The organism is Leucobacter sp. OLIS6, assembly GCF_002752355.1.
Taxonomy (GTDB): Bacteria; Actinomycetota; Actinomycetes; order Actinomycetales; family Microbacteriaceae; genus Leucobacter.
The window spans coordinates 91398-108890 of the sequence record NZ_MRAV01000016.1 but is presented as its reverse complement, the minus strand read 5'-3'; the positions used below and the strand labels follow the sequence as shown (position 1 = coordinate 108890).

At 69.2% G+C, this 17493-nt stretch carries 17 protein-coding genes and 1 tRNA gene; 14 read left to right on the top strand and 4 right to left on the bottom strand.

The window, feature by feature from the left end; genetic code table 11:
- Nucleotides 1–281: 281 nt before the first annotated feature.
- The 4 genes from BMH31_RS14535 (at nt 282) to BMH31_RS14520 (ending at nt 4120) form a co-directional block, all read left to right on the top strand.
- On the top strand, nt 282–1313 hold the full coding sequence (locus tag BMH31_RS14535) for a DUF559 domain-containing protein (protein WP_099723210.1): 1032 nt from the start codon (nt 282–284) through the stop codon (nt 1311–1313).
- Between the two features lie 73 nt (nt 1314–1386).
- Nucleotides 1387–1779, top strand: a complete 393-nt coding sequence (locus BMH31_RS14530; RefSeq protein ID WP_099723208.1) for a GntR family transcriptional regulator — start codon at nt 1387–1389, stop codon at nt 1777–1779.
- A complete protein-coding gene (locus BMH31_RS15785) occupies nt 1776–2885 on the top strand; it encodes a DUF1648 domain-containing protein (RefSeq protein WP_099723207.1) in 1110 nt (369 codons plus the stop codon). Before BMH31_RS14530 ends, BMH31_RS15785 begins: the two co-directional genes overlap by 4 nt.
- Nucleotides 2886–3019: 134 nt before the next feature.
- Nucleotides 3020–4120 carry a CPBP family intramembrane glutamic endopeptidase gene (locus BMH31_RS14520; RefSeq protein WP_241898317.1) on the top strand — a complete coding sequence of 367 codons (1101 nt, stop codon included), beginning with the start codon at nt 3020–3022 and terminating at the stop codon, nt 4118–4120.
- Here BMH31_RS14520 and BMH31_RS14515 read toward each other — a convergent pair.
- A complete protein-coding gene (locus BMH31_RS14515) occupies nt 4117–4608 on the bottom strand; it encodes an S-ribosylhomocysteine lyase (protein WP_199068434.1) in 492 nt (163 codons plus the stop codon). The two genes, BMH31_RS14520 and BMH31_RS14515, sit on opposite strands and share 4 nt — an antisense overlap.
- 181 nt (nt 4609–4789) lie before the next feature.
- Nucleotides 4790–5086: a hypothetical protein gene (locus tag BMH31_RS14510; protein WP_099723205.1), complete on the bottom strand. Its 297-nt coding sequence runs from the start codon at nt 5084–5086 to the stop codon at nt 4790–4792.
- 357 nt (nt 5087–5443) lie between these two features.
- Here BMH31_RS14510 and BMH31_RS14505 point away from each other — a divergent pair, with 357 nt between their 5' ends.
- The 10 genes from BMH31_RS14505 (at nt 5444) to BMH31_RS14460 (ending at nt 14645) form a co-directional block, all read left to right on the top strand.
- Nucleotides 5444–6046 (top strand): purine-nucleoside phosphorylase, encoded by a 603-nt coding sequence (locus BMH31_RS14505; RefSeq protein WP_099723204.1) that lies wholly within the window; start codon nt 5444–5446, stop codon nt 6044–6046.
- 49 nt (nt 6047–6095) lie between these two features.
- A complete protein-coding gene (locus BMH31_RS14500; RefSeq protein WP_241898316.1) occupies nt 6096–6503 on the top strand; it encodes a CrcB family protein in 408 nt (135 codons plus the stop codon).
- Nucleotides 6500–6913 (top strand): CrcB family protein, encoded by a 414-nt coding sequence (locus tag BMH31_RS14495; protein ID WP_099723202.1) that lies wholly within the window; start codon nt 6500–6502, stop codon nt 6911–6913. Before BMH31_RS14500 ends, BMH31_RS14495 begins: the two co-directional genes overlap by 4 nt.
- A gap of 116 nt (nt 6914–7029) precedes the next feature.
- Nucleotides 7030–8256 carry an ROK family transcriptional regulator gene (locus BMH31_RS14490; RefSeq protein ID WP_099723201.1) on the top strand — a complete coding sequence of 409 codons (1227 nt, stop codon included), beginning with the start codon at nt 7030–7032 and terminating at the stop codon, nt 8254–8256.
- Nucleotides 8253–9437: a Gfo/Idh/MocA family oxidoreductase gene (locus BMH31_RS14485; protein WP_099723200.1), complete on the top strand. Its 1185-nt coding sequence runs from the start codon at nt 8253–8255 to the stop codon at nt 9435–9437. The genes BMH31_RS14490 and BMH31_RS14485 overlap by 4 nt, the downstream gene beginning before the upstream one ends.
- Nucleotides 9438–9495: 58 nt before the next feature.
- Nucleotides 9496–10764, top strand: coding sequence for a sugar ABC transporter substrate-binding protein (locus BMH31_RS14480; RefSeq protein ID WP_099723199.1), 1269 nt, complete (start codon nt 9496–9498; stop codon nt 10762–10764).
- Nucleotides 10761–11726: a sugar ABC transporter permease gene (locus tag BMH31_RS14475; protein ID WP_099723198.1), complete on the top strand. Its 966-nt coding sequence runs from the start codon at nt 10761–10763 to the stop codon at nt 11724–11726. The genes BMH31_RS14480 and BMH31_RS14475 overlap by 4 nt, the downstream gene beginning before the upstream one ends.
- Nucleotides 11719–12591: a carbohydrate ABC transporter permease gene (locus BMH31_RS14470; RefSeq protein WP_052961495.1), complete on the top strand. Its 873-nt coding sequence runs from the start codon at nt 11719–11721 to the stop codon at nt 12589–12591. Before BMH31_RS14475 ends, BMH31_RS14470 begins: the two co-directional genes overlap by 8 nt.
- Before the next feature lie 24 nt (nt 12592–12615).
- Nucleotides 12616–13626 carry a Gfo/Idh/MocA family oxidoreductase gene (locus BMH31_RS14465; RefSeq protein ID WP_099723197.1) on the top strand — a complete coding sequence of 337 codons (1011 nt, stop codon included), beginning with the start codon at nt 12616–12618 and terminating at the stop codon, nt 13624–13626.
- The gene (locus BMH31_RS14460) at nt 13623–14645 is read left to right on the top strand and encodes a Gfo/Idh/MocA family oxidoreductase (protein WP_099723196.1); all 1023 of its coding nucleotides are present in this window, start codon (nt 13623–13625) and stop codon (nt 14643–14645) included. Before BMH31_RS14465 ends, BMH31_RS14460 begins: the two co-directional genes overlap by 4 nt.
- Nucleotides 14646–14770: 125 nt before the next feature.
- Here the strand turns inward: BMH31_RS14460 and BMH31_RS14455 are convergent.
- Both BMH31_RS14455 and BMH31_RS14450 read right to left on the bottom strand, forming a co-directional pair.
- Nucleotides 14771–14861: transfer RNA gene (locus tag BMH31_RS14455), tRNA-Ser, on the bottom strand.
- A 10-nt stretch (nt 14862–14871) separates the two neighbouring features.
- Entirely contained in the window at nt 14872–17322 is a 2451-nt protein-coding gene (locus BMH31_RS14450) for a helix-turn-helix transcriptional regulator (protein ID WP_143469902.1), read from the bottom strand.
- Nucleotides 17323–17493: the final 171 nt, after the last annotated feature.

The window sequence follows — 17493 nt, the reverse complement described above, 5'->3', positions numbered from 1 at the left end:
TGTTGTATTGTTTTTTCACGCGTGCAGCTACCACCGCTAGCTACAGACAGTAGATCGTCGGCAGCGTCAGCTGGGTATAAGAGACAGCCCTCCCTCCCTCGCATCGACTGGACCCAAATTGACCATTCCTCTCGAGAAAAGGTTCATTTGGGGCCGGTCGATTCGTTCTTGGTGACCGCCGCAGGAACGAGTCATCGTCAACATCGAGCGTTGCGTCCGAATGGTCTCCACGAGCAGTGGATAACCCGAGAACGGTGGCTTCCTCCCGGCAAACTGCTGCAATGACACGACGGCAGACCGCGCTTCCCGGGCATCTCGCCCGAGGGCCCTTTTCGCGCGCCGAAGCGCGGGTCTCCGGCGTGAGCGATCGGGTGCTCTGGCACCGGCGGTTCGCGCCAACGCCGCACGGTGCTCACTGGCTCTCCGCAGACGCGAAGGCGTCGCTCGAATTACAGACACGCGAAGACCGATGGATCATGCAAGTGCTGTCCTTCGTGCCGGTGTTGCGACACGGGGAAGCCTTCAGTCATTCGACCGCTCTGCGGCTGTTCGAATGCCCCATACGCGCCAACGCAGACCAGCCAGTACATCTGACCATTCCTTCGCCGGCGCATGCCCGAAGGGCAGCGGGCACGATCGGCCACATCTCCGCGGACGGCTTCGAGGCGGTCTGGATCGAGTCGACCGAGATCCGCCCGTGGATCATGCCGGAATCTGGTCTGCCGCCGATTCCGGTGGTGCCCATCGAGCGTGCGCTGCGGCAGTCCGCCGCAGAACTCCCGCTCATCGAGCTGGTCGTGGCGGTGGATCACGCCATCAGGGAACGGCGTACCGGGGGACTGGTCTGGGCGCTTGCCGATCTCGACGCGCTTCGTGCAGGCGCAGCGACCTTCACCGGGCGCGGTGCGCGGCGGCTCAGACGAGCGCTCGGCCTCGCTCGGGTCGGCGCGGAGTCACGCATGGAGACGCTGCTCCGGCTGCTGCTCGAAGCGTACGGACTGGCCGGGTACTTCGAGTTCCAGGTCGAAGTCAGCGACGGCGCGGGCGTCATCGGCCGTTTCGACCTGGTCTGCGTCGAGCGGCGGGTCATCCTCGAGTACGACGGAGAACAGCATCGCACGAGCCGCGCGCAGTACCTGCGCGACAACCGGCGGCTCGATCGGGCGCGGGACGCCGGCTGGACGGTGATCCGAGCGCATTCCATCGACCTGTTCGAGCCCGGTGCCCGCGGGCGTCTGATCGTTCGACTCGCGCAGAAGCTCGGCCGGGTTCAGGCCCCTGCCCTCGTGGAGGTTGCGCTCCTGCCGAACTGATCCCAAGGAAATCGGATTGTCATATCGGTAAAAGTTCATATTCGGCTATAATTTTTGACATCAGGGGGTGCGTATGCTGGTCCGGATCGATGCCGCGAGCGAGCGGCCCATCTACGCGCAGATCGCCGACTCCATTCGTGGGTCGATCGCCGCGCAGCGCGTCTTCGCCGGGCAACTGCTTCCACCGGCCCGCGAGATCGCAGCGGGCCTCGGGATCAATGCGCACACAGTGCTCCACGCCTATCAGGAGCTCCGAGACGAGGGCCTCGTCGACCTCCGCAGGGGGCGCGGCGCGGTGGTCACGGAGGCCGCTCCCAAGCTGGTCGCCCTGCACGCCGACGTCGCGGTCCTGGTGGCCCGCGCCCGAGTCCTCGGGGTCGCGCCGAGCACCCTCGCGGCGATGATCACCGATCCCGCGCATCACCGTGGCGAAGCCGTATCCGAATCAGACAGGAGTCTCCGATGACCACAGACCGGACCGGCGTCCCGGACCCCTCGAACGCACCCGGCGCGATGCGCGGAGCGCTCTCCTCCGATGTCGCACGTGCGCGCCGCGCCGCGCTGTGGGTCGGGGTCTGGGCGCCGCTCATCATGGTGGCGCTGGGCGTGCTCCTGCAGATTCTCTGGATCCCGCGCCTGCCTGACCCGATCGCTACGCACTGGGGCGGCAGCGGCGGGCCGGACGGCTTCTCCGACCCCTGGAGCAACATCCTGTTCTTCGCCATCACCGGGGTCGGCATGACGCTCATCTTCGCCGTGATCCTGTTGATCCCCCGCGGGCGGCGGACTGGATTCCCCGTGTGGTCGAGCGCCTCGCGGCTTCTCGCCGTCTTCGGGGCGGCGACGATCGTGTTCATCTCGGTGCTCATCGCCGGGCTCGTGCAGATCCAGCTCGATGTCGCAGACGCCCGTACTGTTGGGACCGTCGCCGGTCCGATGGTGATCGCCCTGCTCTCGGCCGTCGCTGCCGGAGTGCTGGGGTGGTTCGCGCAACCCAAGGTTACGGTCGCGGCGCCGGCTTCAGCCGACAGTGAGCCGTTCCCGCTGTCCGAGCACGAGCGAGCGGTCTGGATCGGTCGCTCTCTGCCGAACGCAGGCTATCGATGGTTCGCAGGGATCATGGTCGCGCTCATGCTGATCCTCTGCGTGAGCAGCCTCGTCGCGCAGTTCCCGGGATGGTGGTACCTCGCGCTGGTGGGAGCGCTGGTGAGCGTGCTGATCGTGACGACCATCGGTTTCCGCGTGCGCATCGACGCGGCGGGCCTGGAAGCACGATCGATGCTCGGTTGGCCGGTCGTGCGCGTGCACGCGGCCGATATCGACCGAGTGGCGGCTTCCGAGATCAATCCCCTCGGCGAGTTCGGGGGATGGGGGGTCCGGTGGATGCCGGGACGGTTCGGCATCGTCCTGCGCACAGGCCCGGGGATCGTCGTCACGCGTCGCAGCGGGAGCATCTTCGGCATTACCGTCGACGACGCGGAGACCGGCGCAGCCGTGCTCGCTGCGGCCGCTCGCAGCGCGGGCACGGGCACGGGCCCGGGCACCGACGCCGGATCGGAGGGCGCACGGTGAGCGATCCCGAACTGCCGGTGCTTCCGGGGCGTCCAGACGGGGGCGCGCCCGGGGGCGCTGCTGCTCCTGCGCCGCCTGCCGGGCCGGTCGAAGCCTGGCGTAGTGCGTCCGCGGTTCCCTGGGGATCGGTCGCCGTGTTCATCGTCGTGTCGTTCGGCCTGGCCTGGCTCGTATGCCTCCCGCTCTGGACCTTGGATCCGAAGACCCCCGCGTTCCCGACGCTGTTCAGCCTGTTGGCCTCCGCCACCATGTTCACTCCGGGTATCGCTGTGCTGGTGGTGCGGCTCATGGGCGCGCCCGGGCGACGTCTCGAGAGGCGCCGCGGTGTCGCGCCCGAGGAGCGAGGCGGGTTCCTGCGGTTCCTCGGAATGTGGCCGCTCCGTCCGGCGAAGCGGGTCGTGTGGTTCACGGTCGCTGCGCTATTCCTGCCGATTCTGCTGACCTTCGCCACCGTCGGCGTCGCCGCCGCGTGCGGCTGGCTGCGGCTCGACCTCGTCGGGTTCTCCGCCTACGCGGACGCCATCCGTGCGTCCCTCCCCGCGCAGAACCCGATCGAAGCGCTTCCGCCCATCGCGGTACTCGTGGCGATCCAGCTGATCTCCATGCCCTTCGGGGCGCTGTTCAACTCGCTCCTCGCCTTCGGCGAAGAGGTGGGTTGGCGCGGATGGCTGCTGCCCGCCCTGCGGCCGCTCGGTACCTGGCCGGCGCTCCTCGGATCCGGCGTGATCTGGGGCCTCTGGCACTCGCCGCTGATCCTGCTGGGCTACAACTTCGGCCGCACCGACTGGACCGGCGTCGCGTTCATGGTGCTCGGCTGCGTGGCCTGGGGCGTATTCTTCGGCTGGCTCCGTCTGCGCAGTGGATCGGTCTGGCCCGCCGTCGTCGGACACGGCGCGCTGAACGCCGCGGCGGGCACCTTCATGCTGCTCGCGGCGTCCGGGGCTCCGCTCGATCCGGCACTCGTCAGTCCGCTCGGTGCCGCGGGCTGGATCGTGCTCGGCGCGGTCGCCCTCGGACTCGGACTGTCCGGTCAGTTCCGAGCGCAGCCGGAGCTCGCGCCTCGACGCGCTTCCGAAGCCCCGAGCTCGCGAGATCTGTCGGAGCCGTCAGCTCCGCCGACCCCGGTATCGGCACCGAACGGTACGCCGAGCCGGACAGGCGCCGAACAGGAACAGCCCCGGGCCGGCACGGAACGGGAGCACCCCCGAGCCGACACCGAGCGGGAGCAGACCTAGGCGAGCACCGAACGATCGAACGCGTCGACGCTGATGCCCTGCTCCAGCACGGCGCGCGACCACTCGCGGGCCGAGTGCAGGCTGTGGTCGCGGTAGTTGCCGCAGCTCACCGCGTCCGTGCCGGGGACATCGTCCCAGGTCACCCGTTCGGCGATATCTGCGAGCGACGCCTTGATCGCAGACGCGACTTCCGCGTTGCCCGGCTCGCCCCACACGATCAGGTGGAAGCCGGTGCGGCAGCCGAACGGAGAAATATCGATCACACCGTCCAGACGAGTGCGCAGCAGACCCGCGATCGTGTGCTCGATCGTGTGCAGCCCGGCGGTCGGAATCTCGCCCTCGTTCGGCTGCACCAGCCGAATATCGAAGTTCGAGATCGCATCGCCCCTCGGTCCGCGCTCCACCCCGATGAGGCGCACATACGGCGCACGCACCTTCGTGTGATCGAGCGCGAAGCTCTCGACCTCGGCCAACTCGACTTCGCCCACGGCTCCTCCTCGGATCTTGTGCGTCGCACCGAAACGAAGCAAATGCTGGAAGCAGAACGGCGGTGCGGCGCAGCAGGGTTCTTCCGAACCCACGCTACGCCGCACCGCCGTGAAACGGGCCCGCGTGACCGCGGATGACAGCGCGAGCGCGCTCGCGCCCGCGCCCGCGCTGTCGCGGCGGTCAGGCCGCCATCAGAGCGACCCGAGCCGAATCGGCCGAACGCTCGACGCGAACATCCCAGCCACCGGCCGAGAGGCGCTGCAGGTCGTTGCCCGCAGCATCGAGATTCTTCGTCTCGACGAGGTAGAGCGTGCGACCGGAACCCCGGTACACCGAACGGTGTTCGGCCCAAGCCGGGATCCGCGGAGCGGAATCGGTGCCGAGGGCGTGGTACGGGGTGCGCGAGGCCTGCGCGACGGGAGCGACCGGTGCAAAGCGGCGCGTCGCGACATCGCTGGCGTGCAGAGTGTGCTGCATGGTGCTGTCCTTTCTGTGTGTGCGGCAGCCGCCCGCGAATCGCGGCGCGGCGCCGAGCGTTCCTCGCCGAACGGCGGGAACGCGGTACGTGATCGAACGCGAATGCGGTCGACCGGTGGGATCGGAACGTTCGTGTGAACGCCTCGGAGCGGATCCGTGGATCCCGGTGGAATGGAGCGCTGCGGCCGGGAGCGAGCCGGTGTCGACGCCGGCCAATGAATGGCTTCTGGCGGACACGGCATGCGGCTGCGCAAGCTCAATCCACGAGCATAACCGAAAAGTTCGAGAATTGCTAGACTCTGCCCGTGCGCGGCTTCGAATCGCGCCGAAAACGCACGAAGACGCGGAAAGGGCGGCATGCAGCACGGAGAATCCACGGCGCAAGCGCCGCAGCGAACGGCCGCCCCCGGATCCACCCTGCTGGTCTTCGCGCATCGTGACGAAGCATCCGCGTTCAGCGACGTCCCGCACCTCGTCACCGGGGTCGGCAAGGTGAATGCAGCGGTCTCGCTCGCCGGCGAACTGGCGGACCGTGCCGGATCCGTGTCGCGCGTCATCGTGCTCGGCACCGCCGGCGTCGTCGACCACGGCCCCGACCTCGACACCGTCTACCAGATCGGCGCCGTGAAGCAGCACGACTTCTCACTGCCCTCACCCGCGATCGAACCGCGCGGTCCGGTCTTCGCGCCGAAACTGACGGTCGCGACGGGCGACGTGTTCGTCCAGGACGACGCGCAGCGCACCCGCATCGCCGAACTCGGCGCCGAACTCGTCGACATGGAGAGCTACGCGATCGCGGCACTCTGCGCCCGCTTCGATTTGGAACTCGTGATCCTGAAGGTCCCGTCGGACTTCGCCGACAGCTCCACCACCGATGAGGAGTGGGACACCATCGTGTTCCGCAAGAGCGAGCAGCTGCGAGCGTTCGCCGAAGCGGAGCTTCCCGAACTCTTCGTCTGACCGCCAGAAGTCCGTACCGCTCCGCAGGAGGGGCAGAGAGGGGATCGTCGTGAGGATCCGCGCGCTGCTGCTCGTCTTCGTCGGCGGTTCGGTCGGGACCGGGGTGCGAGCGGTGCTCGACGCCGCGATCCCGAAGCCGGGCGGATTCCCCATCGCGATCCTCGTCATCAACGTGCTCGGAGCGCTCCTGCTCGGGATCCTGCTGGAAGCGCTGCTGCGACCCGTTCCCGAGCCCGTGGCGGTCGCCGACCTGCGGCTGCTGCTCGGCACCGGAGTGATGGGCGGCTTCACGACCTACAGCACGCTCGCGCTCGGCGCGATCGAGCTCGCCCACGGGGGATCGCCCTGGGGCGGGATCGGCTATCTCGCGCTCTCGGTCCTGCTCGGCATCGCCGCTGCGACGCTGGGGATCCTCCTCGGCGGCCGGTTGCGTCGCCGGAGGGAGGAACCTGCGTGACTCCGCTCCTCCTGCTGGGTGTCGCGCTCGCCGGCGGCGTGGGCGCCGTCGCCCGGTTCTCGTTCGACGCGGCGATGCAGCCGCTGCTGCGGAAACTGGAGCGCCCCGGGTCCCGGGGTTTCCCCTGGGCGACGCTGCTCATCAACGTGTCGGGCTCCCTGGTGCTCGGCATCCTCGCCGCGCTCGCCGGCCTCGCAGGGGGAGCGCAGGTGCTGCCGCACGAGTGGTTCGCGGTGCTCGGCACCGGGTTCCTCGGCGGATACACGACATTCTCGACCGCGAGCGTCGACGCGGCCCGCCTGATCGCGGCGCGTCGCTGGAATGCCGCCCTCGGTTACGCGGGCGGCACGGCCGCGCTGTCGACCCTCGCTGCGGCGGCCGGATTCTGGGGCCTGGCGCTGCTCGGCTGAGTATTCGGGCAGGAACCGTCCCGCTTCGCGGCATGTCTTGACATGTCTTGATGGTGCGTGGTCTACTTGCGAGCATATTACGAAAGTCACTTTCTTAATTCGGACGGCGAGGTCCCATGACACCCATTGCGAGCGATGCACCCGGAAGCAGCGGGCTGCCGAGCACGGTGAACGCGCGCGTGGCCGCGGCGCTGCTCGAGAGCGGGCGCGCCAGCGTGACCCAGATCGCGGAGCGCACGGGACTGTCCCGCCCGACCGTCGACGCCGAGCTGTCCCGGCTGCGGGAGCTCGGGCTCGCGCGCGTGGTCGACGACGCCGATGCCGGCGAGCGTCGTGCCGGACGCCCCGCCCGGTTCTTCGAGTTCTGCGCCGATGCAGGCCTCCTCGTCGGCGTCGACGTCGGCATCCATCGGCTGCGCGTCGTGCTCGCCGAGCTCGACGGCCGCGTCGTCGGATGGCACGAGACCGAGAGCGTGCTCGGCATCGACGGAGACGCGCGCATCGCCCTCGTCATCGCGACCGTCCGCTCGGCGCTCCGCCACTCGGGCGTCGACCCGGAGCGGTTGCTCCACTACTCCTGCCTGGCGCTGGCGGTCTCGGGCGTCGTCGACCCCGGGGGCCGGATCCTGATCTCCCACAACTTCCCGGAGTGGGAGGGCGTGGATCTCGCCGGACTGCTGAGCGCCGAATTCGGTTGCGCCGCCGTGGTCGAGAACGACATCCGGCTCGCGGCGCTCGCCGAGTTCCGGCTGGGCGCGGCGAAGCACGTCGACGACGTGGCCTACGTCTTCGCGGGGCACCGGGTCTCGCTCGGCCTCATCATCGACGGCAAGATCCGTCGGGGCAAGCACTCCGTCGCGGGCGAGATCGGCCTCGGCGGCTTCGCGTTCTCGTCCCAGGTCGACAGCACGGGCAAGCTCCGGTGGAGCAGCGCGGAGTCCGGCGAGCAGGTGTTCCGGGCGGCGGCGGCCGGCGATCGGGCCGCCAGCGAGGAGATCGTGCGGTTCGCGCAGGGCCTCGCGGTCGGCGTCGCGATCGTCACGATGGCGGTGGATCCCGATCTGGTGATCGTCGGCGGAGGCCTCTCGCTCGCCGGTGAGGAACTGCTCGGGCCGCTGCGTCGAGCGGTCAACGCCGAGATCACCCTGCCGGTCGAACCCGAGATCGTGCCGTCCCGGCTGGGGGCCGAATCGGTGGCGCTCGGCGCGCTCTCGCTCGCTGCGCAGCGCGCAGCGGAGATCCGCCATCCGGGCGAGCCGCCCGCGGATCCCGGATTCGACCTCGCGCAGGTGCGCGCGGTGATCGGGCGCGCGAGCGTGCAGCAGGAAGGAGCCGACGGATGAACCCGCAGCACGAGGAACCGTCGGTGCTCCGCCTTGCGGTCGTGGGCGCGGGCGCCAGATCTGCGATCGCCCGGTACGCGGTCGAGTCCGGCGACGCACGCATCGTCGCCGCGGTGGATCCGAGCGCGACTGCGCGAGCGCGCGCCTCGGCATCCTTCGCCTGCGAGGCGACGTTCGCGACCCTCGACGAACTGATCGGGGCATCCGCATCGGGCCTCGACGTCGACGCCGCGTTCGTCACGTCGCCCGATGATACGCACGCCGAGATCGCGGTCGCGCTGTTGAACGCGGGGATCGCCGTCTACCTCGAGAAGCCCCTCGCGATCGACGTCGACGACGCGGACGCGATCCTGGCGGCCGCAGCCGAATCGGGAACCCGTCTCTACGTCGGGCACAACATGCGGCACATGTCGGTGGTGCGCGCGATGCGGGAACTGATCCTCCGCGGCGAGATCGGCGAGGTCAAGGCGATCTGGTGCCGCCACTTCGTCGGCAACGGCGGCGACTACTACTTCAAGGACTGGCACGCGGACCGGTCCAAGGCGAACGGGCTGCTGCTGCAGAAGGGCGCCCACGACATCGACGTGATCCACTGGCTCGCGGGCGGTACCTCCGAGCTGGTCACGGGCCTCGGCGGGCTCACGCTCTACGGCGGGATCGACGATCGCCGCGACAATTCGGATCGCACCATGCCGGAGTGGTTCTCGCTCGATACCTGGCCTCCGCTGAGCCAGACCGAGCTGAACCCCGTCATCGACGTGGAAGACCTGTCGATGGTCGTGATGCGACTCGACAACGGTGTGCTCGCGTCGTACCAGCAGTGCCACTACACCCCCGACTACTGGCGCAACTACACGGTGATCGGCACCGAGGGACGGCTCGAGAACTTCGGCGACGGCGACGGGGCGGTCGTGCGGGTCTGGAACACGCGCACGCTCTACTCCGAGCACGGCGACGCGGAGCACCCGGTGAGCGGCGACGCGGACGGGCACGGCGACGCCGATCGGCTCACGGTCGCCGAGTTCGTCGCGTTCGTGCGCGACGGGATCGCCACGACGACCTCGGCGGTCGCGGCTCGCGACGCGGTCGCCACCGCGGTCGCCGCGACCGAGTCGATCCGGGCCGACGGCGAGCCGCGCCGCGTGCGTCCGGTGGATCCGGGCGTAGACGAGCGGCTCTGATCCGCCGGCCGCGGTTCCGGGCACGACCTATTCAGACCCCGTATTCAAAGGAGAATCCATGAAGAAGAAGACCCTCGCGCTCGCCGGGGCGCTCGCGGTGACCGCCCTGGCCCTGTCGGGATGCTCCGGCGGCGGCGCCTCCGAGGCGGCCAGCGACCACAACCTGAAGGCCGAGATCTCGTACGCGTTCTGGGACGTCAACCAGAAGCCGGCGATGGAGGCCCTGATCAAGGACTTCAACAAGGAGTTCCCGAACATCACGGTGAAGACCCAGATCACCCCCTACGCGAACTACTTCACGAAGCTGCAGACGCAGGGCAGCTCGAACACGCTGCCCGATGTGTTCTGGCTGAACGGCCCGAATTTCCAGCTGTATGCCTCCAACGACATGCTCGAGCCGATGAGCAAGGATCTGAAGCCGGCGGACTACCCGAAGGCGCTCAACGACCTCTATTCGTGGGACGGGACCCAGTACGGCGTTCCGAAGGACTTCGACACGATCGCCGTCTACTACAACAAGGCGATCTTCGATGAGGCCGGCGTCGCCTACCCGACGGCGGACTGGACCTGGGACGAGTTCCACCAGAAGGCCAAGGCCATCTCCGACAAGCTGAAGCCCAAGGGCATCTACGGCGTCGCGAGCGGGCTCAACGGCGGGCAGGAGGTCTACTACAACACGATCCTGCAGGCCGGCGGCAGCATCATCTCGGAGGACGGCAAGAAGTCGGGATACGACGATCCCAAGTCGATCGCCGGGCTGCAGTTCGTGCGCGACCTCGTCGCCGACGGCTCGTCACCGACCCCGTCCCAGCTCTCCGACACCCCGCAGGACCAGTGGTTCATCAACGGCAAGTCGGCGATGATCTGGTCGGGCACTTGGTCGAACTCCGAATTCCTCGGCTCGCAGGTGAAGGACTCGATCGCGGTCGCGCCGCTGCCGAAGGGCGAGCGCAAGGCGACCGTGATCCACGGCCTCGCCAATGCGGTCGCGAAGGGGTCGAAGAACAAGGCCGCGGCGCTCGCCTTCCAGAACTACCTCGGCAGCAAGCAGGCCGCCGAAACCCAGGCGAAGCTGGGCGCTGCGAACCCGGCCTTCAACGGCACGCAGCAGGCCTTCGTCGATTCGGCGCCCTGGGACCTGAACATCTTCGAGAGCGCGGCGACCGAGTACGCCTTCCCGTACCCGATCTCGAAGAACACGGCTGCGTGGAACAAGCTCGAGAACGACCTGCTGCCCGCTGCGTTCAGCGGTGAGCAGCCGGTGCCCGACGTGGCGAAGAAGCTCGCCGCCGAGATGAACAAGGCGCTGGAGAAAGAGCAGAAGTGACGGGTTTCGCATCTGCTCCGGGTGCGGTCGCCGCGCAGGCGACCGCACCCCGAACCGGGCGGCGCGGATCCTCGGATCCGCGCCCTCGGGCCCGGCTCAGGAGCTCCCTCTGGGCGCTCCTTTTCGTCGGCCCGCTGCTCTTCGGCGTGCTCGTCTTCTACATCTGGCCCATCTTCCGCAACGCCTACTTCAGCTTCACCACGTGGGGCGCGTTCGGCGGAGCGACCTGGACCGGGCTCGACAACTACGAGACGATGCTCGGCGATCCCGACTTCTGGCGCGCCATCGTCAACACGCTGATCTACGTCGGCATCCTGCTGCTCGGGATCCCGGTCGCGGTGCTGTTCGCCGCGCTCATCAACCGGCCCGGCCTGCGATTCGCTGCGGTCTACCGCACCGCGTTCTTCCTGCCCTACGTGGCGATGCCCGCGGCCGTGGCCATGGTGTGGCGGATCATCTTCAACGGCGACTTCGGGATCCTCAACTACACGCTGTCGCTCGTCGGCCTCACGGGCCCGAACTGGCTCAGCACCGAGTGGTTCGCGCTGCTGTCCGTCGGACTCGTCGGCATGTGGATCTCACTCGGCTTCAACCTGATCGTGCTCTCGGCTGGCATGCGGGGGATTCCGCCCGAGATGTACGAGGCATCGACCCTCGACGGAGCGAGCCGCGCGCGGCAGTTCTTCTCCATCACGGTGCCGCTCCTCAGCCCGTCCATCTTCTTCGTCTCGGTCATGACCGTGATCACCGGGTTCCAGGTCTTCGACCTGCTCTACGCGCTCATGGGGACGCAGAACCCCGCGATCAACCAGACCCAGTCGCTCGTCTACCTCTTCTTCGCGCACCAGCAGGCCGGGGACAACGGGTACGCGGCGGCGGTCGGCGTGGCGATCCTGCTGCTCGTCGGCGCATTCACGATGCTCCAGTTCCGGATGCAGAAGCGGTGGGTGACCTATGACTGACACGCAGACGACCGCGCTCGCCATCCGGCAGCGCGCAGCGGGCAAGCGGCTCCGCCTCGGCAACGGCGTCACGCACGCGGTCCTGATCGTCGCGTCGCTGACCATGATCTTCCCGTTCCTCTGGCAGATCCTCATGTCGCTCGCGACCAATGCCCAGGTCACCTCGGTACCGCCCACCTTCTGGCCGGGCGAACTGCACTTCGAGAACTTCGCGCACGTCTTCGACCAGCTCCCGTTCCTCAACCAGCTCTGGGTCTCGGCGGCGGTCACGACGATCCGCACGGTGGGGCAGCTGCTGCTCTGCTCCATGGCGGGGTATGCGTTCGCCCGCCTCGAGTTCCCGTTCAAGCGCACGATCTTCGCGATCGTCCTCGCGATCCTGATGGTGCCGCCGCAGGTCTACCTCCTGCCGCAGTACCAGATCGTCCAGGGCCTCGGCTGGCTCAACACGATCGCGGGAATCGCCGCCCCCGGCATCTTCAGCGCGTTCGGCACGTTCATGATGCGGCAGTTCTTCATGGGCTTGCCCGAAGAACTCTCGGAGGCCGCCCGCCTCGACGGGGCGAACCACTTCCAGATCTTCTGGAAGATCATGCTGCCACTCGCGAAGCCCGGACTCTCGGCGCTCGCGATCATCACGGTGCTCGCGTCCTGGAACGACCTGCTCTGGCCGCTCATCGTCGCCACCGACGCGACGCAGATGCCGCTCGCACCGGGCATCGCGACGCTCACCAGCCAGAGGTCGATCCCCGACTATCCGCTGCTGCTCGCGGCCAGCCTCCTGGCCATGGCGCCCGTGCTCATCCTGTTCCTCTCCATGCAACGGCGCGTGATCGACGGCATCGCGTTCTCGGGGCTGAAGTAACCTCCGAAGAAAGGCGCTCCTGCAGTGAAACCCCTTCGTGTCGGCCTCATCGGGGCCGGCGGAATCTCCCGAGTCCACGCCGACGGGTGGCGGGCGCTCGACGCCGACGTGACCGTGTTCTCCCAGGAGGGCGCCGAGGCGCTCGCCGCCGAGTACGGCTTCGCGGTGGCGCCCGACCTCGAGGCGCTGCTGGCGGCCTGCGACCTCGTCGACATCGTGACCTCGACCACGAGCCACGGCCCGCTCGCGCACGCCGCGATCCGGGCGGGCAAGCACGTGATCTGCGAGAAGCCGCTCGCCGGCACCGCTGCTGAGGCGCGCGAGATCGTCACGGCCGCGCGCGATGCCGGCGTGCGGCTCTTCCCGGCGCACGTCGTCCGGTTCTTCCCCGACTACGTCGCCCTGCGCGAGCAGGTCGTCGCCGGGCGCATCGGCGAGCCTGCCGTGCTGCGGTTCCTGCGCGGGGGAGAAGCCCCCCGCACGGGATCCTGGTTCCATGTCGAGGCCGAAGGCGGCGGGATCATCCGGGACCAGATGATCCACGACCTGGATCAGGCGCTCTGGATCGCGGGCGACGTCGTGCGCGTGTACGCGGTGCGCAGCGCGCCCGCGGCGGACGCGATCGCGCCCGATGCTGTTACCGCGCACGTCGTGCTCACCCACGCGAGCGGTGCCGTCTCGCACGTGCAGGGGACCTGGGGGCCGCCCGGTCTGCAGTTCCGCACGAGCGCTGACCTCGCGGGCAGCCGCGGAACGCTGTCGATCGACTCGACCGCGTACAGCCCGAGCCGGATCGAGCTGCCGGGCGCTTCCGCGAGCGGGGGATACCTGCCGCCGCAGACGAACGTCCTCAGCCCATACACGGCGGAGCTGCGCGCCTTCGTCGCGGCGATCGCCTCGGGCGAGGACGCCGCGGTGACGCCCGTCGACGGCGTACGCGCGGTGCAGCTCGCCGAGGCGGCCGCCGCGTCCCTCATCACCGGACAGCCGGTCGAGGTGACCCTCGACCCGATCGAGACGGAGAACGCACGATGAATACCGAGTCGGGAAGGCCGCTCCGGATCGCGGTGCTGTCGTTCGCGCACACGCACGCGATCAGCTACTGCGAGGCGCTGTCGGGGCGCGCGGACATCGAGCTCATCGCAGCGGATCCGGATGGCGCCGCGGCTCCGGACGACGCTCCTCGCGGAGCGGAACTCGCTGCGGCGTTGGGCGTCGACTACGTCGACGACTACACGGAGGCGATGGCCTGGGGGCCGGACGCGGTGATCGTGACGGCCGAGAACTCGCGGCACCGCGAACTGGTCGAGCTGGCCGCCGCCCACGGGGCCCCCGTGCTCTGCGAGAAGCCGCTCGCGACCACCGTCGAGGACGCGCGGGCCATGCTCGCGGCGACGGAGCGGGCCGGGGTCGCGCTGATGACCGCGTATCCGGTGCGATTCGCTCCCGCCTTCGCCGACCTCGTGCAGCGAGTCCGGTCGGGGCAACTCGGCACGATCCTCGCGGTGCGCGGCACGAACAACGGCAAGCTCCCTGCGGATCGTGCCTGGTTCACCGATCCGGAGCTCGCCGGCGGCGGCGCGCTCGTCGACCACGTCGTGCACTGCGCGGACCTCATCGACGAGCTGCTCGGCGTGCGGCCGGAGACGGTCTACGCGGTAGCGAATCGCGCGATCCACTCGGGAGCCGCGGTCGAGACCGGGGGGCTCGTGACCGCGAACTACCCGGGCGGGGTCATCGCGAGCGTCGACTGCACCTGGAGCATGCCCGAGAACGGGCCGACCTGGGGCGGGCTGACGCTGCAGGTGATCGGGACGCGCGGCAGTATCACGATCGACCCCTTCGCCCAGCACGTGGCCGGGGTCACGTCGGACGGGCCGGTCTGGGCGTCGACGGGCGACAACCTCGACGCGGCCATGCTCGACGAGTTCCTCGACGCCGTCCGATCGGGTCGCCGCCCCCGCCCCGATGGCGCGGTGGGGCTGCGCACGCTCGAGGTCGTCGACGCCGCGCGCCGATCCGTCGCGAGCGGCGAGGCGGTGCGGCTCGGGTGAGCACCGAACGGTGGTCCGGCACTCCGGCCGGGCCACCGGCCGGAAGCGTGGGCAAGATGTGGGCAAACGCTGCCGGAAATGACTGAGGCCCCGGCTCCCTCGTAAGGGAGTCAGGGCCTCAGCTCTGGCGGTGACGGTGGGATTTGAACCCACGGTAGGGGGTTACCCTACACAACTTTTCGAGAGTTGCACCTTCGGCCGCTCGGACACGTCACCGAGAAAGAGCTTAGGGGATGCGGGCGCCGAATGTGAAATCGGCGTGTTCCTGCGCGAGTCGCTCGACCAGCTCGCTGCGATTCGCAGCTCCGAGCTTGGCGCGAGCCTGGGCGATGTGCGACTCGACCGTGCGGACCCCGCAGCCCATCCGCTCGGCGATCTCGCGGTTTCCGAGGCCCTGCGCGGCGAGTTCGGCCGCTGTCCGCTCTCGTGCGGTCAGGGGGGTGCGGGTCGGCTGCTGCGTCGGCCGGGGGATCTGTTCGCGCATGCGCCACGGGAGCGAGAGCGTGATCGCGGCGTCGATCCGTTCGAGCAGGCGGTCGCAGCGCCCGACCGCGCCGGACGCGCGGCGTTTCAGCTGGATCCGCCGCGCGGCGCTCGCGGCGTTCTCGGCCGCGGCCCAGTGCTCGCCGTCGCAGAGGTGCTCGGCGATGCGGAACAGCTCGACCGGGTTCTGCTGATCGAATGCGCGGCGGTGCGCGGCGGCGATGGCCACGAGCGGTGCCGGTTGCTCTTCGACGTCGATGCGGACGACGGACGGGTCGAGGGCTTCGAGACGGCCGGCGAGGTAGCCGACCATGCCGGTGAACGTGGTGTCGACGCTCGAGGGCGCAGTGCGGTCCCGGTGCTTCTCGGCGGTCAGCGCGCGGGCAATGAGAGCGACGGTGTGGGTGAGACGCTTCGGGAGGAACATCGGCAGCCGTTGCTCCATGCGCTGCCACTCGAGAAGCGCGTGGTGCGCGTCTCCGGCGGAGAGCGCGCCCGCGGCGGCTTCGAGATGGCCGAGCCAGATCAGGTGGGAGGCGCCGGCCGGCAGCCGCCGAGCCACCCCGCGCAGATCTTCGGCGTGCTCGCGCAAGGTATCGGTGAACAGCGTGTTGAGGGCCCATCCGAGCAGGATCGATCCGTGCAGGTGGTGGAGCACCCGGGACTCGGGCAGGCCCATGCGGCCGGTGAGAGTGCGGGCCGCCGCCGCGAGGGACCGTGCGGGTACCGCCCCGCGCGGTACCGCGTCGAGCACCTGCAGGATCCCGGCTGCGCAGGCGACCTCGGGAGACGGGTGGGACGCCGCGCACGCGGCGATGGCCGCGCGGTCCGACCCCAGAGGCTCGGTGTCGTTGAGGCGGCTCAGCACGAGGGCGGTCGCGGCCTCCGAGGAACCTGCCGGATCCAACTGCGCGAACGCGTGCGGATCGGAGGGATCGACTCCCGATTCCGCGCTCAGCACCGCCCAGGCGTTGAGGTGGGCGAGACGCGGCACCGGTTCTGCGGGGATCGCGGTCTCGACCAGAGCGGAGAGGCCCGTCGGCGCTCCCTTGAGGCCGGCGAGCGCGCGGACCCGCGTCTGCGGATCGAGGGGCTGGCCGAGTGCGCCTGCCCGCAGGAACAGCGCCCGGGTGAGTCCGTCGACACCGAAGGTCAATCGCTGCTCGAGCACCCGGTGCAGCACGGCGGCCTGCGCGGCGCGCGGGATCTCGCTCGACAGGGGAGTGCGCGCGCAGAACTCGGCGTCTCGGTCCGAGAGGGGAAGGCCGAGCATCTCGAGGCTGAGTAATCCCTCGGTGATGCGTTGACGCGTGACCTCGAGCTCCTGGCTGGAGATCGTGCTGCGCAGCGGCACCGCGATGAATTCGGGAACGTGGAGCAGATCCGTGGACCCGTACTGAACGGCGATGCCGCGATCCGTGAGCTCGCGCAGCAGGTCGCCACCGGTCAGCTCCTCCGCGGACGCCTGATCCAGGGGGTCGAGCTCGGACAGCACTGCGGCCGCCGCGAGAGTCTGCGTGTCGAGGCCGTGCGCCAGGCGGGAGGCGGCCTGCATGGCCGGCAGATTGAGCTCGTGGAGCCGCTCGTGACGGATGCTGGGCTGCGGGCCGGGCACGAGCTGCCCCGACTCCGCGATCGTCAGCAGGTCGAGGGCCCAGTACGGGCGCCCGAGCGAGAGCTGCTGGATCGCTCCGACCGTCGCCGAGTCGAGCGGCTGCTGCGCATGCCGGTGGGCCAGGTCCGCGACCTGCTGGACTCCGAACGGCTCGAGCCGGATCCGGACCGCGTGTTCGAGCGAGGCCAGTGTGCTCGGATCCTCGGTGACGAGCGCTTCGACGGCGTCGGAATAGCTGTTGCGCAGTTCGCTGATCTCGAGGGCTCCGATGGCATGACCCCCGGCGTCGACGAAGGACTTGAGCGCGCGGAGCGTCTCGAGACCGGCCCGCTCGAGGCGGTCCAGCAGGAGCACGCGGTGGGGCTGCACCGCGGCGACGCGCTCGGCCGCGCCCGGAGCCGCGCAATCGATGAGCTCGCTCCTGCCGACAGCCGACCCCAGGCGGTTCTGTACCGCGCGGAGCTCGTGACCCTGTCCGAGTCCGGTCTCTCCGAGCACGAGCACGAGCGGGTGCCGTTCGACCTCCGCGAGTATCGCGTCCGTTATTCCTATGCGCAGCTGAAAGAGCCGATCCACCATGGGTCACATCTCCTGAAGATCACCAGTGTTTGTGCGAACCGTTCCCCCAGCCGCATACCCCGTCATCGACGGTATGTGCAGCAGCCTAGCCATCTTGGTGCGCTCTGCCGAAAAACATTCGGAGTTGTATGTCTTCACTCTCAGATGTGCCCTCGACGATCTCAGTAGTGA